Genomic DNA, 25,319 nt, shown 5'->3' on the forward strand with positions numbered 1-25,319 from the left:
TTTTATTTTTCTGTTTTTCCACTATTTATTACTCTTTATTTTTTGTTTACTTTATCTAAAAGTATAAACGGCGATAAAAGCCCTCCTAATCTTGGAAGAGACATTGTCTGAATATACGCCCTTCCGGGACCGATTACCACCGTGTCTATCAAACCTTCTCCTCCAAAAAGCTTATTTTTAAGCCCTTTAACTACACGAATATCCATAGTACAGCTTGCATCCATCAGTGCAACCAGACCGGTATCACATACAATTTCTTCTCCCGGCATAAGATTATATTCTTTTACATATCCGTCCAGCTCAAGAAATACAATACCCGGACCTGTTACTTTCTGCATTATAAATCCCTCACCTCCAAAAAAGCCGGCTCCAAGTTTTTTCTGGAAGTAAATCGACAATTCCACTTCAGCGCTTGCACACAAAAAAGCCGATTTCTGACATATAAGACTTTCTCCCTGTGCCAACTCCCTGACAACAATACTTCCGGCAAATGAAGACGCAAAACCTATCTCTGCCGGTCCCTGAGCTGTATAAAAACTCATAAACAGCGATTCTCCTGAAAACATTCGCCCCAAACTTTTTCCTACTCCACCCGGCGCCTTAGTTTCCGTAAGTATAGGTCCTTTTGCCCATGTACGTCCTCCAAGTTCGCTTACAATCTTTTCTCCCGGATCCAGCTGAATCACAGCTGCCGGTAAATTTCCGCCTTCAATCTGATAACGCATAATAATTTCTCCCCTTTCTTTTTAAGTGCTTCTCCGCTTATTATTCATATCATTTTTTTGCGTAAAAAAAAATTATCCATTGAATACTTTTTAGAAAAATCCTCAAATATTATCCATTGAATAATACATATTTCAGTATATAAAAAAACATATCAGTCATAGAATCAACTGATATGTTTTTGATTTTTTTCTATTTGTATATATTTTTTTAATAAGCTATGACAATTCATCTATTCTTTCACAGCGCCTTAACAAATCTAAATAAAGCTGTAACTCGTCTTTGGAATTAACCCCTAATTTCTCATAAATGCTTCGATTATGCTTTCGCACCGTATTTATACTTATACAAGCCAGAGCAGGCACATCCGCAATCTCATGCCCCTCAATGTAATAGTTTAAAATATTACGTTCGGATGCAGTAAGTGTTTTAGAACGTTCAATAAAGCGATTAAAAAGCTCCTCTATATCCGGAGGAAGTACAGGTGCGCTCCTTCCGTCCTGTCTGTACCTTTCTTCCTTATTTTTAAGAAACTCCGCAAGTAAGTCAATCTCTGTAATACCGGATTTTATCTGCCGCTCATGAAAATTGTCCGCCTTAAGATTTTCTATGCTCTGCTCAATAGGCATTACAAAACGGCGTGATATAACATATGAATTTAAAAGCATAATTAAGATAAATATAGACAGGATCGTAATAAGCAGCAGCTTCTCATTACCCGCATATGCATTATAGCTGTCATATGAAAAAAGTACCGCAATTACCCACTGCCTGCCACAACTGTCCTTTGCCCCCCGTATCGGCTGATGTATTCCAATATAACGCTTTTTACCGTTTTTATAAATATTAAAACCTTTTTCTGTCTCAATACTAAGCTCTTCGCTATCATTTATATAAACATTTCCCTGTTCTCCTATAAGACCGTACTGAACAAGTAAGTGTTCTTTATCTAAAGGAGCAAAAACCGTTACCATATCTCCATATTTGCTCTCAACTACAGGGTAACACAAACGAAATAAAAGGCTGCTAAACTCAAGACCGCACAACCCATAACATGAATCTGAGTTTCCGACTACAGGCACACTTAAAAATATACTGTTTTCCCATGTTCCGTCAAGAGAATGCCTTTCAATCCAAAGATAATCCTCTGATTTCTCTTTTGTTTTTCCATTAAAAAGCTGTGTACGGTACCAGTCCAGGCGCTCAGTGTTAAATTCCATATTCCAGCGATTATGGATCTGAATTTGTTTCTGCATTGCAACATTCGGATTCCCTCTGAAAAGAAATATGTCATTCTCAGGAGCGGAACTGCTGCTTACATTTGCCAGTCTTAAATACAGTCCGCTGCGTGAATTTTCCGCCCCCGGTGCATTTGAATTCACCGTTGCATCAAATACTGCAAAAACACCGCTTGCACGTGTAACCTTAAGCTCGCTTTCAAGCAGAGGATATATATTAAGCTGCATTTCTTCCAGCTTTTCCTTATCATCTTCAAGATCATGTATATCATATGGATAGGTAAGAATACTCTGTTCTAAAGCTGATGATATTTTCTTTGAAAGATCAATGCCGTTACCGGCAAAGACATCAAGTTTTGCCTTCATATCGCTTTTCCGGCTTTGAAGCTGAACTTTCAGGCTCTGCTCTATGCCTATACCGCCGGCTGAAAAGACTCCTGTTGCTATAAGCATCAAAAGAAGTACACCGCTTCCTGCCAATACCAGAGAACACATATACATCATCAGCCTGCTTCGCATTGATCTGCTCTGTGTGCTCATCTCTTTCAGAAGTTTACGAAAGGGCAGTCTCTCCTCATTATTTTTGCGTTCCATTCTTCCCTTACGCCTCCAACTACTCCATTACCTGCTTTAAGTTCAAATAAGCCTTTTCTACGCAGCTTTTTTTCTCCGCCTCAGCCTTATCATCACTACCTGATGCAGCGTAATTGCCCTGTCCTGCCTCTTCCTGATACTCCTGCTTCATTCTTAAAAGCTCAAGTCTAGTACTTTTTTCAAAGAGCATCTCAAGATCCAGATAATTATTAAACTGCGGTGCAACATAAAAACGGTAATCCGCCTGTGTCTTCTCCAGCGCCTCATAAAGACTTCTGTATTTCGGATTGTCAAGTTTTCCGGCAGCCTCAGGAAGCTGTTCAAATGCCGCTTTCGTAACCGGCATATAACCGGCATTTGTTACAAATTCTATATTATTCTCAGGTTCAGTAAGCCATTTTAAAAAAACTGCCGCCGCTTTTTCTTTCTCAGGCACGGACTTCACAGTACAAAAACCTGCCCCTCGCTGCATTACCAGCTTTTCTCCTCCCTCAAAAACCGGCACCGGATACGCTCTAACTTCAATAGGCTCCGAAACATTATTTTCATAAGTTACAATGTCCTCATAATATAAAACACTTGCCGAAGAAGCTACACTTACAATAGCTCCCCCGGTACGCAGCGGCTCTGTGGCATATCCATCTCTAAGCCATACTCCTCCGGAAATCGCCGCATCCGCATAAGGTTCCCATATTTGCCTAAACTTAGGACCAAAAGCAATACGCTCTCCCTCATCCAAATCTGTAAAGAAAGATTCGCCAAGTGATTCACAGCCCACTTGAAAATAATTGAAGTGGTAATCATGAACAAAAAAGCTCTTTCCGTCATTAGGAATGTCCGGTGTCTGTTCATCAGTCCATTTTGTATACAACTTTGCTACACAAAACAGTCCTTCCCATGTGGCAAGTTCCTTTTCATCCACCCCTGTTTGTACTGCAAAACGATCAAAAAGAGTTTTATTTATAAAAAGAATTTCTGTAGACTTTGCTGCCGGAAATACCAGCAGCTTACCATCTATCCTGCCTTCATCTATAAACTCAGGTATATAGCCCCGGAGCTCCTCTTCACTAAAATACTCTCCATAATCCACCAATATACTCCGATCAGGTAAAGATAACACCGTCTTCGGATAGGAAACAAACATATCCGGAAGTTCAGCCGCCCCCGGTTCTTTCTTAGCTGCAGCAAGCACAGCCTGATGAATTGTGTTCGTGTTTGATACGCTTGTAACCTGTATTCTAATTCCTTCCTGTCTGCCAAGTGTTTCATTAAATCTGTCTATGGTTCTGTTCAGCGGTGAATCCGTCTGTCCTCCATATACATGCCACATTGTAAGAACCACCGGCTCCTTTTTCTTTGAAAAAATGCTGCAGCCCGACAATATCGCTGCCAATAGAACTGTAGCAAGTAAAAACCTAACCCGTAAACTCATACTTCCCCTCCCTGTTTATACTTACTCCTAAAAGACTATATCAGTATTATAACAAGAAAAGGTACAGTAGGTCAAATATGTATCTAAGCTCTAAGGTTAAATTTTTATATGTCATCTATGTAAAAACGCATAGGTAATCAAATATATTTATTTCTATATTGCTGCGGTGTCTCTCCAAAATACTTCTTAAATGCACAGGAAAACTTGCCTTGATTTAAATATCCTGCTAAATCGGCTATCTCACCTACAGACATATCGGGTTTATGAATCAAAAGCTCAGATGCCGCCTCAATACAGGTATTTTTAATAAAATTCCCTATGGAAGTACCTGTAATATAAGAAAAACATCTTTTCAGGCTTGACTCCGAAATTGCATATTTTCTTGCAAGCTCAAAAATAGAATATCTCTCAAAAGGATTCTCAACAAGAGCCTTGTAACATTCCTGAGTTGCTCTATATACAGGTTCTGAAAACGAGGACAGATTATGTGTATCTTTACTTTCCACCAGACTAAGGAACAACAGCAATTCCATAGTTTTAATTATCGAATAAGGCAGCCTTATCCTCTCATCCACTTTATATAATTCACTGATTATATGATTAATTTCATAACGGGAACGAATAACTAAAGCCGTTCCGTTTTTGCATAATCTATCCCGTATATCAAACAAATTTATATTACTGTAAGGAAAATACTTCATAATAGTTCCCTGTGCTATATCAATATCTATAAAAAGAGACAACCCGACATATTTTTTCGTAGGTATACAAGAGCTCTCAAAAGGCAGCTTTCCAACTTCTGTAATACTTAAATCACCTTTTCCCATAAAAGCACGTTTATTATTTTCAAGCTTAACCTCATAACAGCCTTCAAGGCAATGATCTATCTGTAGCACTCCCTGTTTAGGTTTTATTCTTTGATAAGATGTTTCCATATTTAAGTTATTATAAGACAGCTGAATCCCTTCAAGAAGGTTATAACACTGCATCTCTCCAGTTCCGGTTTCATTGCTGAAGCGATAAATTTTAACACCGTCTATACTTTTCTTCTCCGAAAAAACATAGTCTTTATAAACGGTATCTATAACATTATTTTTATCTGATTTCATACAAAATATCTTCCCCGTTTTTTACTTAAGTTTTATATCTTACTGCTGTTTCACAGCTTAATTTTACTTGATTTACATTTCATACAAAATACATTTCCCGTTTTTTGCCATATATTATTTTAAATAAGATTTTACTTCTCAATTGCCCATTTAATCGCTTTTTCTCTTTGAGAAATAAATTTCTTGTAAATATCGGATTTTTTCAGCAGCTCCTTATGTGTGCCTACATTCTCTATTTTACCCCTGTCCATTACAATAATCTGATCCGCTCCCTGAATTGTTTCAAGTTTATGTGCTATTACAAGTACAGTTTTTCCCTTTAACAGATTATTCAGTGCAAGCATAAGCTGCTCCTCGTTTTCAGGATCAACGCTTGATGTCGCTTCATCAAGTATTACTATCTTGCTGGGTTTTAACATGGCTCTTGCAATTGAAATTCTCTGGCGCTCACCTCCTGATAAATCAGAGCCTCCCTCCTGCAAAACAGTGTCATATCCCTGAGGCAGCTTCATAATAAAATCATGGCACTGAGCCTGTTTTGCAACCTCAATCACTTCATTATCCCCGGCATCCGGATTGCCGAATTTAATATTATTTTTCACGGTGTCATCAAACAGATATACATCCTGGAAAACAAAGGTAAATTCAGATAAAAGGCTGTCATACTTGAATTCCTTTATATTTTTGTTATCAATTAAAATCTCTCCGCCATCTACATCCCAAAATCTTGATATTAAATTGCAGAGAGTCGTTTTTCCGCTACCTGAACCTCCTACTATTGCCGTTGTTTTTCCTTCCGGTATAACAACGCTTATCCCGTCAAACAGGGGCTGTTTCTCATAAGAGAATTTAACATTTTTTACATCTGCCCTTGCAGTCTCAAGTGATGTTATATCTCCCTCCGGGATTGTAGGAAGCTTGCGCAGCTTTGTTATTGCATCTAAGTTCTGAACGGCAACGCCTCTTACATGCTGCATACTGCCTGCCATCTCAAAACCGCTGAAAACCATAAAACTTGAGACAATAAGCATCACTGCCTTATACGGCATAATTGTTCCTAAGCACAATCGCATAACCGCCGAAAAGATAATAGCACATACACCAAGCTTAAAGATGGCAAGAAAGATAAGAGCCGCAGGAGCAACAGTTTTTTCAACGTTTATAAAACCTTTTCGATTTTTCAAAATATCACCGTCAAGTTCAGCTATCATTTCCTTACCTTTTCCAAAAGACTTAATGACGCTAATTCCTTTTACATATTCCAAAGTTGTTGCGTTTAAATTGATTTTTAATGATTGCAGTTTTCTAGTCATCTCGTCCGCTTTTTTTTGAAAAATAACATTACTAAGCATGCCGGCTAATAATGTAATCAATATAATAATACCTGTAACGGCATCAAAAGGAAAAATAAAAAGAGCCATAATTACAGTCTGTATAACACCGACAAAAAGTGTTTCAATAATATTTATGCCTACCGTTTCAAGCTCACCGATCACTGTCGTTAAGCCGCCTGAAATATTTCCGAGACGGTTGCTTCCGAAATACCCCATATTTGTCCTTTTTAATTTATCCCCTATATACAGGCGGTTCTGCGCTCCCATGTTGTATGAAGCAATAAATTTATTGCGATCTGCCATATATGCACATAGAATCTTCCCTGAAACGCCTAATAATGCTACTCCGGATAAAACATAAATATCCTGCATAACAACTGCTCTGTGATCAAATATATTTTGAAATACCCTAAGCAGCAAAAACATTACCGCACCAACTCCGGTACCTTCAAAAACACTTTTAAGAACTTCAAAAAACAGCATTTTACTGATTCTTGAAGATTCTTTACCTGCTATAATATATAATTTCTTAATCAGCTCTATCATCTACTTTGCCTCCGCCATTTTATAAACGCTTATATGTGAAGCCCACATTTTTGCGTAGGTTTTGCTTGTATTAAGAAGTTCGGAATGTGTCCCTTCAGCTTCTATCCTTCCATCAGCCAGAACGATAATTTTATTTGCATTAATGATTGTAGAAAGCCTATGGGCAATCATTATTACTGTTTTATTTTGAACAAGTGCATCAATTGATTTCTGTATCTCAGCTTCATTATCAGGATCGGAATATGCAGTCGCCTCATCCAAAAGAACTATAGGACTGTCTTTAAGCAGTGCCCTCGCAATTGTAACTCTCTGCCTTTCTCCGCCTGAAAGGCTGCTTCCGGCTTCCCCTATAACGGTATTATATCCGTCAGGCAAACTCATAATAAAGTCATGGCAGCTTGCCTTTTTGCATGCCTCCTCGATTTCTTCAATACTTGCATCCGGTTTTGCAAATCTCATATTTTCTAAAATACTCTTTCTAAAAAGGTAATTTTCCTGTGAAACATAGGTTACAAGATCCATATTCTGTTCAATAGAAATATCTTTGACATTTACGCCTCCTATACAGATTTTACCTTGATCGACATTCCAATATCCTGCAATCAGTTTTGCAATAGTGGATTTTCCCCCGCCTGAATATCCCACAATAGCTGTAAGCTGTTTTTCGGCAGCATTAAATGACAGATTATCAAACACCCTCTTTTCGCTGTTATAGCCGAAACCTACATTCTCAAAATTTATATCATAAGAAGATATTTTCTGAATATCCTTTCCCCTCTCAAGTTCAGGTAAATCCATAACACTTCTGATTTCATCAATTACAACTCTTACATTTGCCATTGTATCCATATGACTCATTACTTTAATAAGAGGTTTATACGAAGCATAGGACAAAAGCACGCACATTATTAAATCCCCTACAGAAATACCTCCTTTCATATATAAAAATAATGACACCGGAAGAACAAATAACAGTGTTGACGGAAAAGTTTCCATAGCTGCAGTCATGTAAAAGCAGACACTCAGATACCAGTTCAGCATACCGTCTTTATTTTTATTTACAGCATCTACAAATTTTCCATAAGAGGATGCAGATTTGTTAAACGCCTTTATAACCTGAATCCCTCTTATATATTCAACTGCCGTTGTATTCATATTCTTTGCCGCACGTTGGTAATTACGTGATTTTTCCTCATATCCTGCCATCATTAAAAAAGAAAACAGCATACCTATGGGAATGGTTGCAAGATTTGCCAGACCAATTCTCCAGTCAAGTATAAAAATAATTATAACCAATACAACCGGAATTATAAGATTGGCTATTACCTCAGGAATTACATGAGCGATCGGTCGTTCCATTTTATCAAGAGTTTCCACCATAAATTGCGTCCATTCACCGCTGCTTCGTTTTTCAACCTCTCCCATTGACAAACGGCTTATTTTTCTGGCAAGCTTTTTCCTCTCATCTTCAATAATACGAAATGCAAGATTATGAGAAGTTAATGTTGAAATTTCATGAAAAATAACACTTCCCAAAAGCCCGCATAAAATTATTAAAACCGGGGTTTTATATATTGCAAAATTTTTGTTTCCCTCTGCTATATATTCGACAATCTTTGCCATAGCAAAATAAGGGACAACTCCGCAAAATACACCAAGTACTGCGACAAATACCGATGTTAAGATTTGCCCTGAATGCTTTTTTAATATATTCATCATTTTTGCCTCCTAAGCATATATTACTTTAATAAGCATTATATATATTGATATTATATAATCCTAACATTTATTGTCAAAAATAAAAAAACTGATAATATTCCAAATATAATAAATGCATATCTTTTACGGCTATTTTACAGCAATACTAACTTTTCTCTTATAACCCGATAGACTTTTTTTTGCTCCAAACAGGTCAAATATATCAAAAGTTATTTAACCGGTATTTTATATTCACAGTAATAATATCATCATCTGATAAATCATTATCTCTCAGCTTCTTTTGATGATTTTAAAGTAGTAGTTTCCTACTATAATAATTGCCAGAATAAACGATAAAAAATCAGAAACCGGCTGTGCCAGGTAAATTCCGAATTCTCCATATACCGCCGGAAGAATAAATAAAAGGGGTATATAAAATAATCCCTGACGAGATACGGATATAATAAGTGCCAAAAAATACTGCCCTATATTCTGCATAAGCATGCTGCTTACCGCAAAAAAACCTATAAACGGTAATGTAAAACATTGAAGCCGAAGTATCCTTGCCCCGATCTCAATTACCTCTTTATCCCTGGTCATAGTTCCTATACATTGTTCAGAAAATATATATAGTATAATGGCAGAAAATATCAGAAAAACAGTTCCGCAAAAAACTGTAATAATAAATGATTTTTTTACCCTTTCATATTTCTTTGCACCGTAATTCATCGCACAAATAGGCTGAAAACCCTGCCCCCAGCCAATCATAATCATATATGCAAGTGCTATGACCTTTGAGCTGACTGTCAAAGCTGCTATAATGCTTTCCTTATACCTGGCTGCAGTTACATTCAGCAGTATCAATGCGGCACTTGTAATCGCCTGTCTTGAAAAATTAGGCAATCCGCCTGCCAAAATATGATAAATACGCTCTTTATTACATTTTGCCTTACTTATACTTATAGGGATATTTCCATTACTAAGTACAGTAAGAACTATACAGCCTATAATCTGCCCTATAAGCGTTGCATATCCGGCACCTATAAATCCCATTTTTAATTTAAACATAAGTATAGGATCCAAAATCATATTGCTAAACATTCCTGCAAGCAGACCTGTCATGCCATCCTTTACGTTGCCGCAAAGTCTAAGCTGATTATAAACTGTTATAGAATATAAACCGAATGGAATACTTACAATAATTATATCTAAATACTTGACAGAAAAAATCATTAAATTTTCAGATGCATTTCCTCCTATTAAATTTACAAGCGGAATTATAAAGATTTTTGATAAAACTGCAATTATAATTCCGCTTGCGACTGCAAAAATAATACCTAGTGAAGAAATTATTTCAGCTTCTTTATAGTCTTTTTCTCCGATTTTTTTTGACATGGCATTGCCGCTGCCATATCCGAACCAAAATCCTACTGCCTGAATAATACTTACAAAGCTGAATATAACGCCGATCGCAGCAGTCATAGAACGATTATTCAATATACCTACAAAAAACGTATCTGTTAAATTGTAAATAACATTTACAAGCATCCCTATTATAGTCGGAATAGAGGTTTTAACCAGCAGCAAAAATACAGGTTCTGTTAAAATTTTTAAACGTCTTGCCTCCTTTAATTCCATATCAGCACCTTCTGACCTCACCTTTATCACCGTCCACCCTTATCATGTCCCCGTCCTTAAATTTTTCAGTTGCAAAACCCACACCAAGTACTGCCGGTATATTAAATTCTCTGGCAACAATTGCGGCATGGCTTAAAGCGGCTCCTGTATCTGCAACCACAGCACTTGCCAGTTTAAATAAAGGTGTCCATTCCGGATCTGTAAGATGACATACAAGTATATCCCCTTTTTTCATCTTATAAAACTCTTTAGGGCTGCAAATAATACAAACCTTTCCTGCCACACTTCCGGCACTGGCACCCACACCTTTTAGAACATCTCCTCCCGTCTCAAAAACGAGCAGTTTTGAAGCTTCCCAGACCTTAATGGCAAGAGGAAACTTTTCATTTCTTCTTATAATCTTTTCTTTATAAAACTCATCTAAACAGCCCTCTTTAAGAACATTAAGCAGTTCATGATGAAAAAGATTTGCAACTCCATGCTTATAATCTGTACTGTTTAAAAGAAGCCTGTTAATTCTTATAATACACTTTCTGACATAATAAAACAAACATTCCCACATATATTGCGATTCCTCACGAACAATATGAAAATACCTGAAATAGTGAATATCTTTTTCTATGGCAGTATACTTATTACCGCAGATATTTTCAATTTTTTTCATTAAGGCGGCAAAATCTTTATTTTTATTATTAAAATCACTGCTGTCATCCGCATTTAAAATCGGTCTTAAAATATTTATAATCCTGTCAGGATCCTCAATAAATGTTTTTGCTTCAATGCAGTAGCAATTATAATCCGATTTAAAGCCGTTCTTTTTTATAAACTCATCCGCAAGACTTTTAAATTCAGGAAAGTCTGCACTTAAAACTTCAAAGTCTGCACCTGATAATACAGCCTCCTTTAACCTGCCGTTTTTATTTATTTTATAAGCCATGTCTGCTATATCACTGCTTATAACGGCAGTCTTATTGTTCAGTTCCCAATAAAAATCAAATGCAGAATACGACCTGTTTATCTTTTTTATAAGTTTTGTAAATTTATTAAACATAAACATTGATGGGAATAATGCATATTTGAATCTGTCATACGCAAGATTTTTTGTCAGCTCATAGCTGACAGCCATAAATTTTTCACATTCCTGTATACTCATATTTTCAAAGCTTAATGACCTTATTTTCTCTATTTCCTTTTTATATTTATCCATAAATTCATTGCATACTTTATAGCAATATTCAAAGTTTTTAAACGATCTCAATGTTCTGAAAATATGTAATATATTTTTATTAATTCCCTTTTTATTCCCCGGAAGTGTTTGAATACCATCTTCATCTATCCCGGGATTGGAATTTAATTCAATACCGATTTCCGCAAATATCCTCGCTTTCTGATCGTTAATCGCTATCATATAATCAAAATCCAGCGACCTGTATGCAAACGGCATTTTTTCAAACTGAAAAGCCATATTCTTTTTCATAATTCCCGTGAGCCTTGTGTTCTTTATATAGTTTTCGATCACTTTCTCCTGAACATCATTTTCCAAACCGGTTATGGCTCTTGCCTGTAATATATATATTTTTTCACCCTTTATGGCCCATTCAATATCCATAGGCATACAGTAATGATTTTCTATCTCTAATCCGGCTTTTAAAAGGGCTTTTATTTCATTATCATTTAATGCCCTCTCCGACCTTTTTTCACTGCTTACAGTCTCCTGTCTGGTATCTTTATCCGCATAAACAATCTGTATTTCCTTACTTCCGATATTTATATCAACAATTTTTCCCGATTTATTTACAATATAACTGTCAGCTGTTACTCTGCCGCTTACAATACTTTCTCCTAAACCGTAACTTGCATTTATCTGTACTTCATCTTTATTTTTATTAACCGGATTGACCGTAAACAAAACCCCCGCCTTTTCACTTTCCACCATTTCCTGAACAACTGCCGCAATAGCAACTGAATTTTGATCATATCCCTGATGAAGCCGGTAAATTACTGCTCTGTTTCCCCAAAGTGATGCATAACAGCTTCTTATCTTATCAAGCACATCCTCTACCCCTCTTACGTTTAAATAACTTTCCTGCTGACCGGCAAAACTGGCTTTTGGCAAATCTTCCGCCGTAGCTGATGATCGCACTGCAACTCTTATATTTTCTCCAAGACTTAAATATTTCTTCCTGATTTTATCTTCCGTTTTTAACGGAAACTTTCCATCTTTAATTTTTTTTCTAAAATCACCTGCAGCCGCTAAAAGTTTATTCTCATCTTCCCCTGCCTCCTCAAGTCTTTCAAAAATAAATTTTTCAATATTATTTTCCTTTATAAATTCCTTATAGATATCTACTGTAATTACAAAGCCATCCGGAACATTGATTCCGGCGGATATCATCTCTCCCAGATTAGCTCCCTTGCCCCCTGCACTTGATACATCCTCTTTTTTTATATCTTTAAAATCCAGAATCATAGCTAATACTCCTTTAAATTTAAAATAGCTGCAATTAAATTGCCGCTTCAATATATTTATTTACTGCTGAATCAACATATATTCTCAGTATTTCATCAAAATATTCCTCATCAAAATAACCGTAATTTGAGCACAGTATAAAGCTCCCTGTAAATAAATTTACCAGCCCCTGTTTATTTACTGTCTTAACAGCCGAATTTTCTTTCCAGTAATTTATAAGCTTACTTAAAAATTCAGCATAAAAATTTTCAATTTTATTTACTTTATCCCTGCCTTTTTCTCTAAATATTTTAAATGCCTCCTTATAGATAGGCTGAGTTTTAATTTTAATCATAATATCCATAGAATAGCTGTATATTATATCCGATAAAAATCCTGCCGGATCTTCAAGGGAATTGCAAAACTCTTTTTCAATATTATCAAGTTTTTGAAGCCATCTGTAAGTAATAAGCTCTATAATAAGTGAATCCTTATCTTTCCAGAAATTATAAAAGCTTCCTTGTGCAATCCCCACCCTTTTCGTTAATTCGCCTATACTTAAAGACTTAACCCCTTTATCATGAAACAGCTCAAGGGCTGTTTCCATTATTTTTTCTTTTATCTCACTTCTTTTTGCCTCTGTAAATGCCCTTGGCATAAAAACCTCCCCGTGTCTTTTTAATTTATAATATCAGTATGAATTTTATTAATTATATTCACTGCCATTATAATAAAGCTTTTATTCAGAGTCAATGAATATTTTTAATTTTATTCATTGACTGCCGTTTGTTTTTTATGTATAAATTTCTATTTATTAATTTGTGTAGATTATCTGTATTTATTAATTCAGAATTTTAAATATAAAAAAAGAAAAGTACAGGTTTTACAGCCCTTTACTTTTCTAAAATTTTAATATTAATTCCTATTATTTAATTATCCCGCTTTTACAAATATATAATTATCTGTTCTTACCTTTTCATTTTCTATTTAAGTGTTTCCATCCATTTTTTGCTGCGGAACATATGAACTGACAGCAACAATCTAAAAACTTCTTCCTGAGACAGTATAAAATATACCCAGACAATAGGCATTTTAAATATAATTCCCGTCAATAAGCCAAGAGGAACTCCTATGAGCCATGTACCTATTATATCTATCATCAATATATATTTTGTCCGCCCGCCGCTGCGTATCACACCTCCGCCAAGCACCATATTTCCGACTTTAACAGGTGCAAGAATCGCAAATGCAAGGAATAATTGTAAAGCAATGCTCTGTACATCAGAATTTACATTAAAAAGGCGTATATAAAAACCTCTAAATATGATGAGAATTACAGAAAGAAAGACAGAACCGGCAAACCCATAGATACACAGCCTTTTAGATTTTTTATATGCCGACTCGTAATCCCCCTTACCAAGCCTTTTCCCTATAAGAATTCCGGCAGCCTGCGCCACTCCGCTTAAAGCACCAATCATAAGTCCCTGAACGGGTCCCGTCAAAGACATTGCAGCAAGCTCGTCAGTACCCAGATGCCCATATATAAATGTATTTACACTTTGACCTACAGTCCATAAAAATTCATTAAGCACTACCGGAAGAAGCATAAACAAGTATTGTTTCCAGTTATCCTTTCCTCTTATTAATTCAAATTTGATTTTACCGTTTACTTTTAAAAAAGCTGCCAGCATAAGCAGCATGTTGACGGTCTGTGAAATAACCGTAGCGATTGCCGCCCCTCTGATTCCCATTGGATAAAATCCCATTTTTCCGAAAATCAATACCCAGTTCAGAAATGTATTTATAAGTGCTGCCAAAGCACTTATATAAAGCGGAATTTTTGCATGATTTTTGCACCTTATCGGTACGGCAAAAATCGTGGCAATTCCGGACATGATATATACCGGTGCAAGAGTTCTCATATAAACTCCGGCAGAATCAATTACAGTACGGTCCTTTGAAAAAATTCCGGATATACCGCCGGCAAATGCCGCACAGACTAATGCAAATATCAGTGCAATAGCGGTTGTTATAGCAAGGTTGGTAGTAATCCCCCTCTGTTGTGATTTTTCATCCTTTTTTCCAATATACTGTGAAACCATTATGCTGCATACTGTTGCAACCGCACCGCTTACAAATGAAAATATAAACGCCGGCCTGCTGCCTACTTCAACTGCCGCTATCTGTGCTTCCCCAAGCTGTCCGACCATAATCTGGTCAATCATTGAGAAAGAAGACTGAAGCATTGACTGCAATGCGACCGGTACAGCAATTATCATAGTTTCTCTAAAAAACGGTATATCAGTAACCGATGATTTATTTGACATATTTATATTATTGCTCATAAATATAACTCCTGACTGTAGTATATTTTCAGGTTGATAGCTTTAATACCCATTATATTATTGCAAATAACTCATTCAATTACAATAGCTTAATCACATAACCTTAAGTTAAAGATTAAACAGTACATATCTTTTTGCCATAATTGCAGACTTGTATCACTCATTTCCTGATAACGGATTTATACAGAATTTTATAATTTCATAAGCCTAAACTTATTTTCGTACTATAATCGACAGCATAACAAAGATAATTACAAAAATGTATATTCATTACCTGCAGAAAATACTTTTTGTTGTTAGGGTATATTTACAAATTAGACTTAAAGATGTAGAATACTTTACCAAGCGGGGCTGTTGCATTAAGAATGAAAGTTATAAAAGACAGTGATTATTTTAATTTAAATCTGATGTACTTTGTAGTTTTTTTTAAATACATCAGCCTCAGCATTAAAACGGCAGGTTTTATAAGGAGAATTGTAATAAATATGAATACTCGGAAAACAAAAGAAAATATACAAAAAGAAACCGGTGGTAAAGTATGGAAAGGCTTTCTGGCATTTTTAAAACGAAAGGATATAGAAATCTCTGCTAAACGTTACGGTGTCGATGCTTTGGGTGCTATGGCACAGGGACTGTTTTGCTCTCTTTTAATAGGCACTATCATAAATACTCTCGGTTCCAGCTTTTCTATCAAACCTTTAACCGTCCCTGTCGCCGTAATAGCAGGTACTGAATACACAGTAGGCGGGCTGGCAGGGGCTATGAGCGGTCCTGCAATGGCAGTTGCGATAGGCTATGCTCTTCACTGTCCTCCTCTGGTGCTTTTTTCACTGGTTACGGTAGGTTTTGCCTCAAATGCACTTGGAGGTGCAGGAGGTCCTTTAGCTGTACTCTTTATTGCCGTCTGCTCTGCAGAAGCCGGCAAAGCAGTTTCAAAGGAAACAAAGATTGATATTTTAGTTACTCCCCTGGTTACCATTTCAATAGGCGTTCTTTTATCCGCTCTGTGGGCACCGCCAATTGGCAAAGCTGCAATGAAGCTTGGCAATGTAATTATGTGGGCAACTGAATTGCAGCCCTTCTGGATGGGGATTTTTGTCTCTTTAATAGTCGGTATGGCTCTGACACTTCCAATCTCCTCCGCTGCCATTTGTGCCGCACTTGGGCTGACCGGGCTGGCAGGGGGGGCTGCACTTGCCGGATGCTGTGCTCAGATGGTAGGATTTGCCATTGCCTCATTCCCGGAAAATAAATGGGGCGGTCTGCTTTCTCAGGGAATCGGTACCTCAATGCTCCAGATGGGCAATATTGTAAAAAATCCCCGTATCTGGATCGCTCCCTGTCTTACTTCAATGATTACCGGTCCCATAGCAACCTGTATATTTCATCTTCGCATGGATGGAGCCGCTATTTCATCAGGCATGGGAACCTGCGGACTGGTAGGGCAAATCGGTGTATATACCGGCTGGCTTCAGCATATAGAGGAAGGAAGCAAAGCCTCAATTACCGCCTTTGACTGGACAGGTCTTATCATGATTTCCTTTTTACTTCCGGCACTTATCTGTCCTTTACTTAATATAGCCTTTAAAAAACTTGGCTGGGTAAAGACCGGAGATATGAAACTTAACTAAAAAATAACGCCCTCTATTTCAGTGAGCGTTAAGTAAAATGACCGCCGTTTTATTAAAGCAGTTTAATTTAACATACCTGACTTATATATCTTTATATACCAGTTATAAACTTTAAAAAAGTATAGAAGTATGAATTAAGGCATAAAAACCGCCGCACCGGGACAAAGATAATAAACCACAGTCTATAACTTTAATGTCCCGGTACGGCTGACTTTACTTTATAAATTTATATTTACGATCTGTTTGCCGCCTTGCCTATACAGGCTAATTATACCAATCGTAATCATAGTAGTCATGCCACATTGCTTTGGTTTGTACTATGCCTCCAACTGTCCAGGCACCATAATCGTTTACATAATAAGCATCGGGAGTCCATCCGCCCATAAGCAAATACCCCTCACGATTAAAGCAATAGCACTCCGCTATTCCGTCATAGTTGTCGTCTATCCAAACCCACTCATTTGCCGCCCATGTACCGTCATCATAAGAATACCACCATCTGTCGGTATTAACTTCATATCTCCACATTCCGGCATATGCATTTGCTATAAATATAACAGAAAAAATTACCGACATTATAGCTATCTTTATACCTTTCATAACTGCTCCCCCTCTCTAAAAGTTATATAATTAATGTCTATGTTATTTTATTACTGCTCATACTGCCCGTCTTGATTTACTTTGTATCCGTCAGGTGTTTTTTCATTAGCATACATAGAACCCAGCGGTCTTGAGTTTTCAAGATTCTTATAATACCATTCACCATCACTGTGCTGTTCCCATGTCCACTTTGGTGTATTCGGATTAAAGAAGTACCACTTATCCGATATTAAATGCCAACCCTTGAACATCTTTCCGTCTTCAAGGTCAAGATAATACCAATGCTTATCCTGTGGATCAAGATGCCAGCCTTTCTTTAACGTATTTCTTGTATATCCGCTATAATAGTACCATGCATCCTCTTTCTCATTGTATATCCAACCTGTCTTGGGAAGTACTGAAGAACCCCCTATTCTTGAACTGCCGCCGCCGCTTGAGCCGCCGCCTGAACTGCCGCCGCCTGAACTGCCGCCGCCTGAGTTACCGCCGCCTGAGTTACCGCCACCGGAATTGCCGCCGCCTGAGTTACCTATCTGCTCACATACTAAAGTATATTTTACTTTTTTTAATGTCGACCCGTTTTCTGACGTTGCAACGTCCAAACCTACAAATACTTGTGGAGGCGTACCCTGCTTAAATTGCGTTTCAGGATAGGATTGTGCTGCCTTTAAACGATACCTTTTACCTGCATTGCTTGATGTTGCCGAAGCGATAAATTCACTCTGTACATTCTCCCATTTATTATCTTCATACTCCTTTCCACTCTCTGTAAGCAATACATTACCCGATTCATCTACATATGTTATCTCATACGGAAGATATATATTCGCCTTAATATGTACATATAAATTTATAAATTCCGTAGGAGTCGATACATCAATAGGTGATGATGTCAAATCAAGCTCATACCTGCCAATCGGTTCAGCAGAGCCTGTAATTTTCAAAGCACCATTTGTATCAGCATCAAAATTCAAACTGCTTTCTCCTATAGGTTGTCCTGAAAAACCCGAACCTTGTATTGATAAATTGTATCCTGTCGGCTCATCTACAAGTTGTCCATACTGATACTCAAGTTCCGGTTTATAATCCGCATCAATAATAGTTGCATGTGCCTGCTGAGAGTTGATAAACAAAAGCCCTGAAGCAATACCTAATATCGCAAGACTCTTACTGATTAAGCCCTTGATTTTCATAAATATAATTTCCCTTCTACTTCAATATAACTAAAATTGTAACGCCTTTATTAAAAAACACTGCAAAACTCTCAATAACCTAACCTCTTATTTCACATAGTATATCCCCTTTCTGTCATTCTTAAAGTTATAACTTTTTTCTTAAAAATGGCTTTTTAGCTTTATCCAATCTCCCCATATCTTTAGAAGTCTATGCCAGCTTAAGTTTTGTTATTTACTTTTATTAATAGTACACCGAAAAATCAAAAAAATATATTATTCATTGAATACTTTTTGCTTCCAATATTAAATAGTATTCAATGAATAATATGCAATTAATTGCCTTTTTAAAGTACTGTTAAACTATAAAAAGCAGCCGAACCTAATAAAACTTATTTAATTTTTAGAGCAGAGCGGGGGGAAATGTGTGCTTTTATATGAAAACTGCCAATTTTATGAAAACAGGAATATCAAAGTGAACAAGTGCCTGAACCGATATCTTCCGGTTCAGGCACTTGTTTGATTAGAAACTTATTTTACAGCCTCTTTAACTATAAGGGTACATTTGTAAATATTCATCGCACCTTAGTAATGTGAAAAATTTGAGTTTTTAATTATACATATTCAGCTTAGTTATTGAGTAGGTATTATTGCCATCAAAATACACTATATTACCTTTAAAATAAAATTCATCAGGATTTTCTCCACTTTCCGCAATAACTTCTCTGAACGAAGTATTATAATCTGCAAAAGTAGTCTCAACAGGCGGCTCGCTTAGTGCATCTGCTTTATATATGTCAAGCTTGGCATCCTTCATTACATATACGGAACCTGAGTATATCATAAATGAAAGAGGAATTACTTTTGAATCGATACCTCTTTTTACTTTAAGAACATACCTGCCGCTCTCTGCATTCTTAACAAGCTTAAACTCTATATCAGGAAATTTTGATTGCTTAAGCCCTATACATTCTCCCTGAAAGTCTTCATTATACTCCTCTTTTCCCGTTACGGTACAAAACAAAGAATTTCCTTTTATATACATGCTGTATCCGGCTTCCATTTGTGCTGCTTCTTCTTCAGAAAATGAGGTTGTAGCAAATATATTTGTATTTGTAAGTTCATACACCTGACCTCTGTCTATAACAGTTGAAGTTTTATCACCCTTATAAAAGCCTTCGGTATTATCCTCATTGTACTTATCTGTACTAATGTGCATTCCCGCATTAGGATATTCACTATATACAAACTTAAACGGAGCAATAAAATTACTCACCGTACCGTCCACACCTACAAAGTAACCGTCAGGTGTAAACTCCTGTGAATACATTCTGCCGTCCTCTCCGAAATAATAGTCTTTACCATCTATATTCTTCCAAGAGTTTTTATAAAGCTCTCCATTCTCATCATAGTAAAGGTAGTCTATTTTATATAAGCCTTGGGATTGAGGATTGTAAAAATTAGTGTAGTTTTTACAAGTTACCCAAGCTTTATTAAGAGCCTCGGGATCTAAAAATAAATACTCATCGGAAATCTTTCCCTCACCGCTTACGTCTCTTTTATAAGTAGGAGCGGAACGTGTAGCTTCAAATCTCTTACATACAGTGTTTGTTTCCGTAATTTTAGATTCATCGGAAAAACCGTAGTATATCGCATTGTCTGTCATCCCAAACAAGTTTGCCTTATCCGATATTATACCAAACTTACTTCCGTCAAGCTCACATGCATATATATTACCCTGCGGATCGGAAGTATCCGGTTCGGAGTCGGTTAATATAAAAAGTTTATCATTAAGTACACAGACAGTGATATCATAAATCCATGATTCTTTTGCAGTATAGATAAGCTCATCATCACTTCCGTCTAAAAACACTCTTCTTACAATATTTTTATCATACTTACCCTTTTTAGACTGAGTATAGTACACGTATCCTTTATATATAGTATAGTACATTGCATCAAAGCCCTTGATTACAAGCTCAATTTTCTTATTTTCAAGATTCAGTTTTTTAAGTCCTTCCTTGTCCTTAAAATACAGACCATTCTTTGTAGCATTTACAAGTGAGAATTCTGTAGACATATCCACAGGTATGGTGTATAAAAGCTGCACATTGAGAGTCTCTAAATCCATTTGATAGATACTCTTACCGTCTGCGGCTTCTTTGTTGAATGTAAAATAAAGCTTTCCGTCGGCAAGAGCCTCAAGTATCAGATAAAAACTGTCTGTGTCAAAAGGCATAAGCATTTCCTCTGCACTTCCATCCGCTTTTGCCCTGTAAATAGCTACAGATCCTGGCACATTTTTATCATCTATCCAATCAGTATAGTATATATAGTCTTTGTAGTAATACATTTGCCCCGCTGTATGACTGCTTATACGATTTAAACTCCCTACACTTCCTGAACCTGAATATGAGTAAATCTCGGAGCCGTCATATTGATTTTTAAAAAAAATCTTTGTTCCGTCAGTAATAACATAGCAGTTTCCCAAAAGATTGGAAGCCGGTGCCGTATCTCCGAGTGAACTTATCTCTGTAAGGGTGCCGTCTTTTTCAACCTTCTTTTTCTTCTTTTTTTGAAACTTTTTTTCTTTTTTAGTTTCTGACAAAGTCTCTTCTTTAGTACCCTCATACCTTAAAGAAAAAGTACGGACACCGAAAAGCACTGCAGATGTCAAAACAATAAGCAAAAGTGCCACAATTATCAGTGGAAATTTAACTTTACCTAGACCGTTATTTGTCGAATTCATATAACCCTCATTTATAATAAATTTTTATACAGCACATTTCTATAGTGAATGAATTTTGATAATGATGATTTATAAGTATGGATATAGTTTTTACCTGCTTAAATGAATTGATGAACAGCGGAAAAATCTGATATCTGTTCATCAATTCATTTCTTGAGAGGCATTTTATAGAGTAACTATCTGTTTTTACAAATACTCTGCCCTCTTATATATTAAAAATCAAATTATAAAAATATATCAGCTGATTGATGCCTTATAAATACTCTCAATTGAACCTTTAAGCATTTCTGTAAATTCCGAATCACTTTGCTTGGCTGATAATCCGTCTGCCAAAGCTCTTGAAAAGCTTGCTATAAGTCCACGGTTTTCGGCAAGAAGTTCATTCGCCTTATCCCTTGAATATCCGCCTGAAAGTGCAACTACACGAACCACATGAGGATCAGCCATGATATCTTCATAAAGATTAGCCTTTGTAGGTATAGTTACCTTAAAGATTATTCTTACGTCAGGTGCAAGTTTTGCAAGATGTTCCTTAATGCACTTTTTCATAAATTCCTCAGACTCCGCCTTTTTCGGGTTATTGATGTCAACCTCAGGTTCTAATATAGGTACAAGTCCATGGCTGAAAACTTTAAGTCCAAGTTCAAATTGCTGGTCTATAACTTCCTTTATACCCTGCTCATCGTAATCAAGTATAACGGAACGCTCTTTTGTTCCAAAAATATGACGCTCTTTTACAGCATGCTCAAGCAGTTCATCAAGTCCCGGAATAGGCTTCATAAGCTTTACATGATTTTTTTCTTCTGCAAGCCCCTTGTCTATCTTAAGTATAGGAACTATTTTTTTAACATTCCACAGATAGTCGGCGGTATATTCGCCCTCTATCTTACGATCCATAGTTTGTTCAAAAAGTATGGCTGCAAGCACTTTTTCGCTGCTGAAAGCCTGATTGGTAATAATCCTTGTTCTCATAGCATGTACAAGATCAAACATTTCATCTTCACTGCTATAGGAACTCTCATCAACACCATATGCCTTAAGTGCCTTTGGTGTTGAACCGCCACTTTGATCCAATGCGGCGATAAAACCCTTTCCTTTGTTCATACGTTCAAGTTGTTCGTGATTCATAGTAATCTCTCCTTTCCTGGTGAACGCCGGATAATATCCAACGCTTAAACCTTCACTTAAAGTGTCGTTTCAGGTCTATTATACACCTTTTTTAATAACTTGATAAGAGTATATATTATTAAATTTTTAAATGTTTTTATTGTAACAATATTTTTGTCAAAAAATACATAATATACCCTATGAATTGCACAAAACTTTAAAAAATATTTGCAGAACAACAAAATACCTTACAGAAATATCGTATTCACAACACTTCTGTAAGGTTTGCTTTCAGTACCTTTAAAAATCCAGGTTTAAACCTGTATATTTTATGCTGCTATTTTCATATACCTCTCACTGTTTAAAACTTCAAGCATAAATGTATAAGGAGAAGTTTTACCGCCTGCAACCATTGAAAATATCCTCGGTGTCGCTCCCGAAACCAGTACAACGCCCTGCTCATTCATAGTAACAGGCTGCTGACGGTTTCTGCTTGCAACATTCCAGAATATTATCTCAGGAAGTTTGTAACCGCTTCCTTCATACCTTTGTTTAGCCTGATAAAAATTTATTTTATCAGGATTTTCTACACAGGAATTAAACTCCATATCCGAAATGATAACAAGCTTTTTAGGCATTTCATCCTGACTTACATTATATTTTTTTGCCGCATTCAAAATAAGATTAAATACAGATTCCAGATTAGTACTTGCCACTTTGCAAAAGGTTGCAATATATCTGAGACGATCTGCAAATGTTTCCCCTTTTATTTCAATAAGCTGTGCTTTATTAGAAAATTCAATAAAATGATTTTTAAATATACCTTTATTGCGTTCTGCAAAATATAAGCCTAATGATAAAGCTACGGCAGCGGGAAGCGGACTTCTCTGATAATACATAGAAGCCGATGTGTCAATAACTGCAATCGCATTTTCATCTTTACCAAAATCAGGTATAGAATTCCATGTTGTATTAAGGATCGCCTTTTCAGCCTCTGAAATTGTTTTCATATAAACTCTCCCGTCGCATTTCCATCTACGCCAGTCTTCTATAAGATAAGGCTCAACCAGCTCATAGGGCGATATATTATCGGCATGCAGCTTTGCTTCCCCCGAAACAACCTTGCTAAGAAAAGCACTGTATCTGTCCTCATCATTTCTTAAAAAAGCTTTCTTATACTTGTACATCGCACGGGAGGGCTGCTTTTCATAATCAAATGAATAGTCCATCTTGCGAAGATTATTTTCTATGATCTGAATTTTTGCCCTCAATCTGCTTAATACTTTCCTGTAATCTGCGCTATTCATTCCAAAAGCTTTTGCAAGCTTTTTGGCTTTATACACCACTCTTTTGTCCGAAGTATTTATAGACGGCAGCCACTTGGCAAGAAGTGATATATTTTCACCCTCATTTATATTAACTAAATCACTGTCTAAACAGCTTTTTAAAAACTCAAACATTTCTTTTTCGCAGGGCGTATCTATAAGTGCCAATAAATCGTCAAAGCGACCGTAATCTGCTACATACTTTATATTTTTCTTTACTGAATCAGGCTCATTTTTAGCAAGCCATGCAAAAATCGTACGAAATACTCTCCTTTCACCAAGTCCGCCCCTTATATCTCTCGCAAAGAAAAGGAGCTTCATTGCCAATACGGGATTTTCAGTATATGCACATATAAATCTTGATATTATTTCTTCATCGGAAGCATGTCTTAAAGCTCCGACAGTTGCAAATAAATCTAAACAATCTGAACCGCTTGTCAGATATGTAGCTGCACCATTTTCCGTTAAAGTCATATTACCTTCCTGTTTGATGTGGTCTAACATGATTTTTCTCCTTTTCTTTATATTTATTTATAATTTAAAACAAGGCACCTTTTGTGAAACGGGATTCGAACCCGAAATGCATAACTGTTGTTACGCATTTGCTTAGCCATTAGCTATTTAAATTGCTGTATGTGCCTTTTACAAGATGCTTTTATTAGCACGTCGGAAATCGCTTCCGACAAACTTTTCCAGTTAAGTTTATAACTGTCAATAAGATTTGCTTTAAAATTGCTGTTTGCATCTTTGTTATGGTGTTATTCTATACCCTATGACGATATTTATCACGAAAAAAAAGTTGCGAACATTGCCGTACGCAACTTTTACAGTTATTAACTACTCAGTATTTCGCCGGTCATCAATATCGGAGTTTAATACTCTGTCAAAAGAAAATTATATTTAATATTTGTGTATATCATCACATAATTTTAAAAAAGTATTTTCTTCATACTGCATAGCTGATGACATAAGACATACACCATATGCCCCTGCATCAAGGGCAACTTTCCAATTATCCTTATTTATACCTCCTATGGCATAAACTTTCCAAGGGCTTTTTTCACATATATCTCTTAAAAAATCAACTCCCCTTGCACTTAGACCTTCCTTGCACTTCGTCTCAAAAATATGCCCGGCATTTATATAAACATTCTCTTTTTTAATATGTACTTTATTTATATAATCTTCCAAGTCTTTAATCTCATCAGCCGAATGTAATGAAACTCCCATCATCTCATAGCCCTCAAGCCGGCTCTGCGGCTGCCTGTAAAGCATATCAAGGGGAAAATGTATCCTTTTGCAGTCAAATACAGCCGCAGCATCTGCGAAATTATGGAGTATACATTCGGTATCAGTTCCCTTGCATAATTTTAATACTTTTTCTGCAAGCTCTATATACCCGGAAACTTCCAAATCCTTTTCACGCAGAATAATTTTGTCAACCCTGCATTTGATCCAGAGTCTGACTCTTGAAAGCAGGTTGTAAGTTAAAATATCCTCTTCAGATTTATATAAAGTATTTTTAAGTATGCTATGTGTATCCCCGGAATCAATATCCCCGTACAACCTTATACAGCCCTCTTTATTTTTATATAGATGCCTGTTTGTAATACATACTATCTCACTCAT

General features: G+C 36.4%; 17 protein-coding genes. 1 reads left to right on the top strand and 16 read right to left on the bottom strand.

All coding sequences use genetic code 11. From position 1 onward, the window contains the following. Positions 1–35 precede the first annotated feature (35 nt). From HMPREF9333_RS06400 to HMPREF9333_RS06445, 10 genes are all read right to left on the bottom strand, one after another. Positions 36–725 (bottom strand): AIM24 family protein, encoded by a 690-nt coding sequence (locus tag HMPREF9333_RS06400; protein ID WP_005540702.1) that lies wholly within the window; start codon positions 723–725, stop codon positions 36–38. A gap of 216 nt (positions 726–941) precedes the next feature. Beyond that, a complete protein-coding gene (locus HMPREF9333_RS06405; RefSeq protein WP_005540703.1) occupies positions 942–2,555 on the bottom strand; it encodes a helix-turn-helix transcriptional regulator in 1,614 nt (537 codons plus the stop codon). Between the two features lie 19 nt (positions 2,556–2,574). Further along, positions 2,575–3,987 (bottom strand): extracellular solute-binding protein, encoded by a 1,413-nt coding sequence (locus HMPREF9333_RS06410; protein ID WP_005540712.1) that lies wholly within the window; start codon positions 3,985–3,987, stop codon positions 2,575–2,577. A gap of 137 nt (positions 3,988–4,124) precedes the next feature. Beyond that, positions 4,125–5,096, bottom strand: coding sequence for a helix-turn-helix domain-containing protein (locus HMPREF9333_RS06415; protein ID WP_005540714.1), 972 nt, complete (start codon positions 5,094–5,096; stop codon positions 4,125–4,127). A gap of 131 nt (positions 5,097–5,227) precedes the next feature. Beyond that, on the bottom strand, positions 5,228–6,976 hold the full coding sequence (locus HMPREF9333_RS06420) for an ABC transporter ATP-binding protein (RefSeq protein WP_005540716.1): 1,749 nt from the start codon (positions 6,974–6,976) through the stop codon (positions 5,228–5,230). Further along, on the bottom strand, positions 6,977–8,692 hold the full coding sequence (locus HMPREF9333_RS06425) for an ABC transporter ATP-binding protein (protein WP_040882455.1): 1,716 nt from the start codon (positions 8,690–8,692) through the stop codon (positions 6,977–6,979). Between the two features lie 273 nt (positions 8,693–8,965). Further along, positions 8,966–10,312, bottom strand: coding sequence for an MATE family efflux transporter (locus HMPREF9333_RS06430; protein WP_040882456.1), 1,347 nt, complete (start codon positions 10,310–10,312; stop codon positions 8,966–8,968). A gap of 1 nt (position 10,313) precedes the next feature. Then, positions 10,314–12,782, bottom strand: coding sequence for a PEP/pyruvate-binding domain-containing protein (locus HMPREF9333_RS06435; protein WP_005540722.1), 2,469 nt, complete (start codon positions 12,780–12,782; stop codon positions 10,314–10,316). 34 nt (positions 12,783–12,816) lie between these two features. Beyond that, on the bottom strand, positions 12,817–13,419 hold the full coding sequence (locus HMPREF9333_RS06440; protein WP_005540729.1) for a TetR/AcrR family transcriptional regulator: 603 nt from the start codon (positions 13,417–13,419) through the stop codon (positions 12,817–12,819). Positions 13,420–13,744: 325 nt separating this feature from the next. Further along, a complete protein-coding gene (locus HMPREF9333_RS06445) occupies positions 13,745–15,106 on the bottom strand; it encodes an MATE family efflux transporter (protein WP_005540732.1) in 1,362 nt (453 codons plus the stop codon). 485 nt (positions 15,107–15,591) lie between these two features. Here HMPREF9333_RS06445 and HMPREF9333_RS06450 point away from each other — a divergent pair, with 485 nt between their 5' ends. Beyond that, entirely contained in the window at positions 15,592–16,737 is a 1,146-nt protein-coding gene (locus HMPREF9333_RS06450) for a PTS transporter subunit IIC (protein WP_083816602.1), read from the top strand. A gap of 264 nt (positions 16,738–17,001) precedes the next feature. Here HMPREF9333_RS06450 and HMPREF9333_RS06455 read toward each other — a convergent pair whose 3' ends face one another. From HMPREF9333_RS06455 to HMPREF9333_RS06480, 6 genes are all read right to left on the bottom strand, one after another. Further along, positions 17,002–17,337 (bottom strand): hypothetical protein, encoded by a 336-nt coding sequence (locus tag HMPREF9333_RS06455; RefSeq protein ID WP_005540736.1) that lies wholly within the window; start codon positions 17,335–17,337, stop codon positions 17,002–17,004. Positions 17,338–17,387: 50 nt separating this feature from the next. After that, on the bottom strand, positions 17,388–18,530 hold the full coding sequence (locus HMPREF9333_RS13300) for a hypothetical protein (protein WP_040882458.1): 1,143 nt from the start codon (positions 18,528–18,530) through the stop codon (positions 17,388–17,390). Between the two features lie 589 nt (positions 18,531–19,119). Continuing rightward, entirely contained in the window at positions 19,120–21,258 is a 2,139-nt protein-coding gene (locus HMPREF9333_RS06465) for a hypothetical protein (protein ID WP_005540741.1), read from the bottom strand. Between the two features lie 237 nt (positions 21,259–21,495). Further along, positions 21,496–22,386 carry a fructose bisphosphate aldolase gene (locus HMPREF9333_RS06470; RefSeq protein WP_005540742.1) on the bottom strand — a complete coding sequence of 297 codons (891 nt, stop codon included), beginning with the start codon at positions 22,384–22,386 and terminating at the stop codon, positions 21,496–21,498. Between the two features lie 308 nt (positions 22,387–22,694). Continuing rightward, positions 22,695–24,194, bottom strand: coding sequence for a DUF2828 family protein (locus HMPREF9333_RS06475; RefSeq protein WP_005540743.1), 1,500 nt, complete (start codon positions 24,192–24,194; stop codon positions 22,695–22,697). A gap of 396 nt (positions 24,195–24,590) precedes the next feature. After that, positions 24,591–25,319 carry a thiamine phosphate synthase gene (locus tag HMPREF9333_RS06480; RefSeq protein ID WP_005540744.1) on the bottom strand — a complete coding sequence of 243 codons (729 nt, stop codon included), beginning with the start codon at positions 25,317–25,319 and terminating at the stop codon, positions 24,591–24,593.

Source organism: Johnsonella ignava ATCC 51276 (assembly GCF_000235445.1).
GTDB classification, from domain to species: Bacteria; Bacillota; Clostridia; order Lachnospirales; family Lachnospiraceae; genus Johnsonella; species Johnsonella ignava.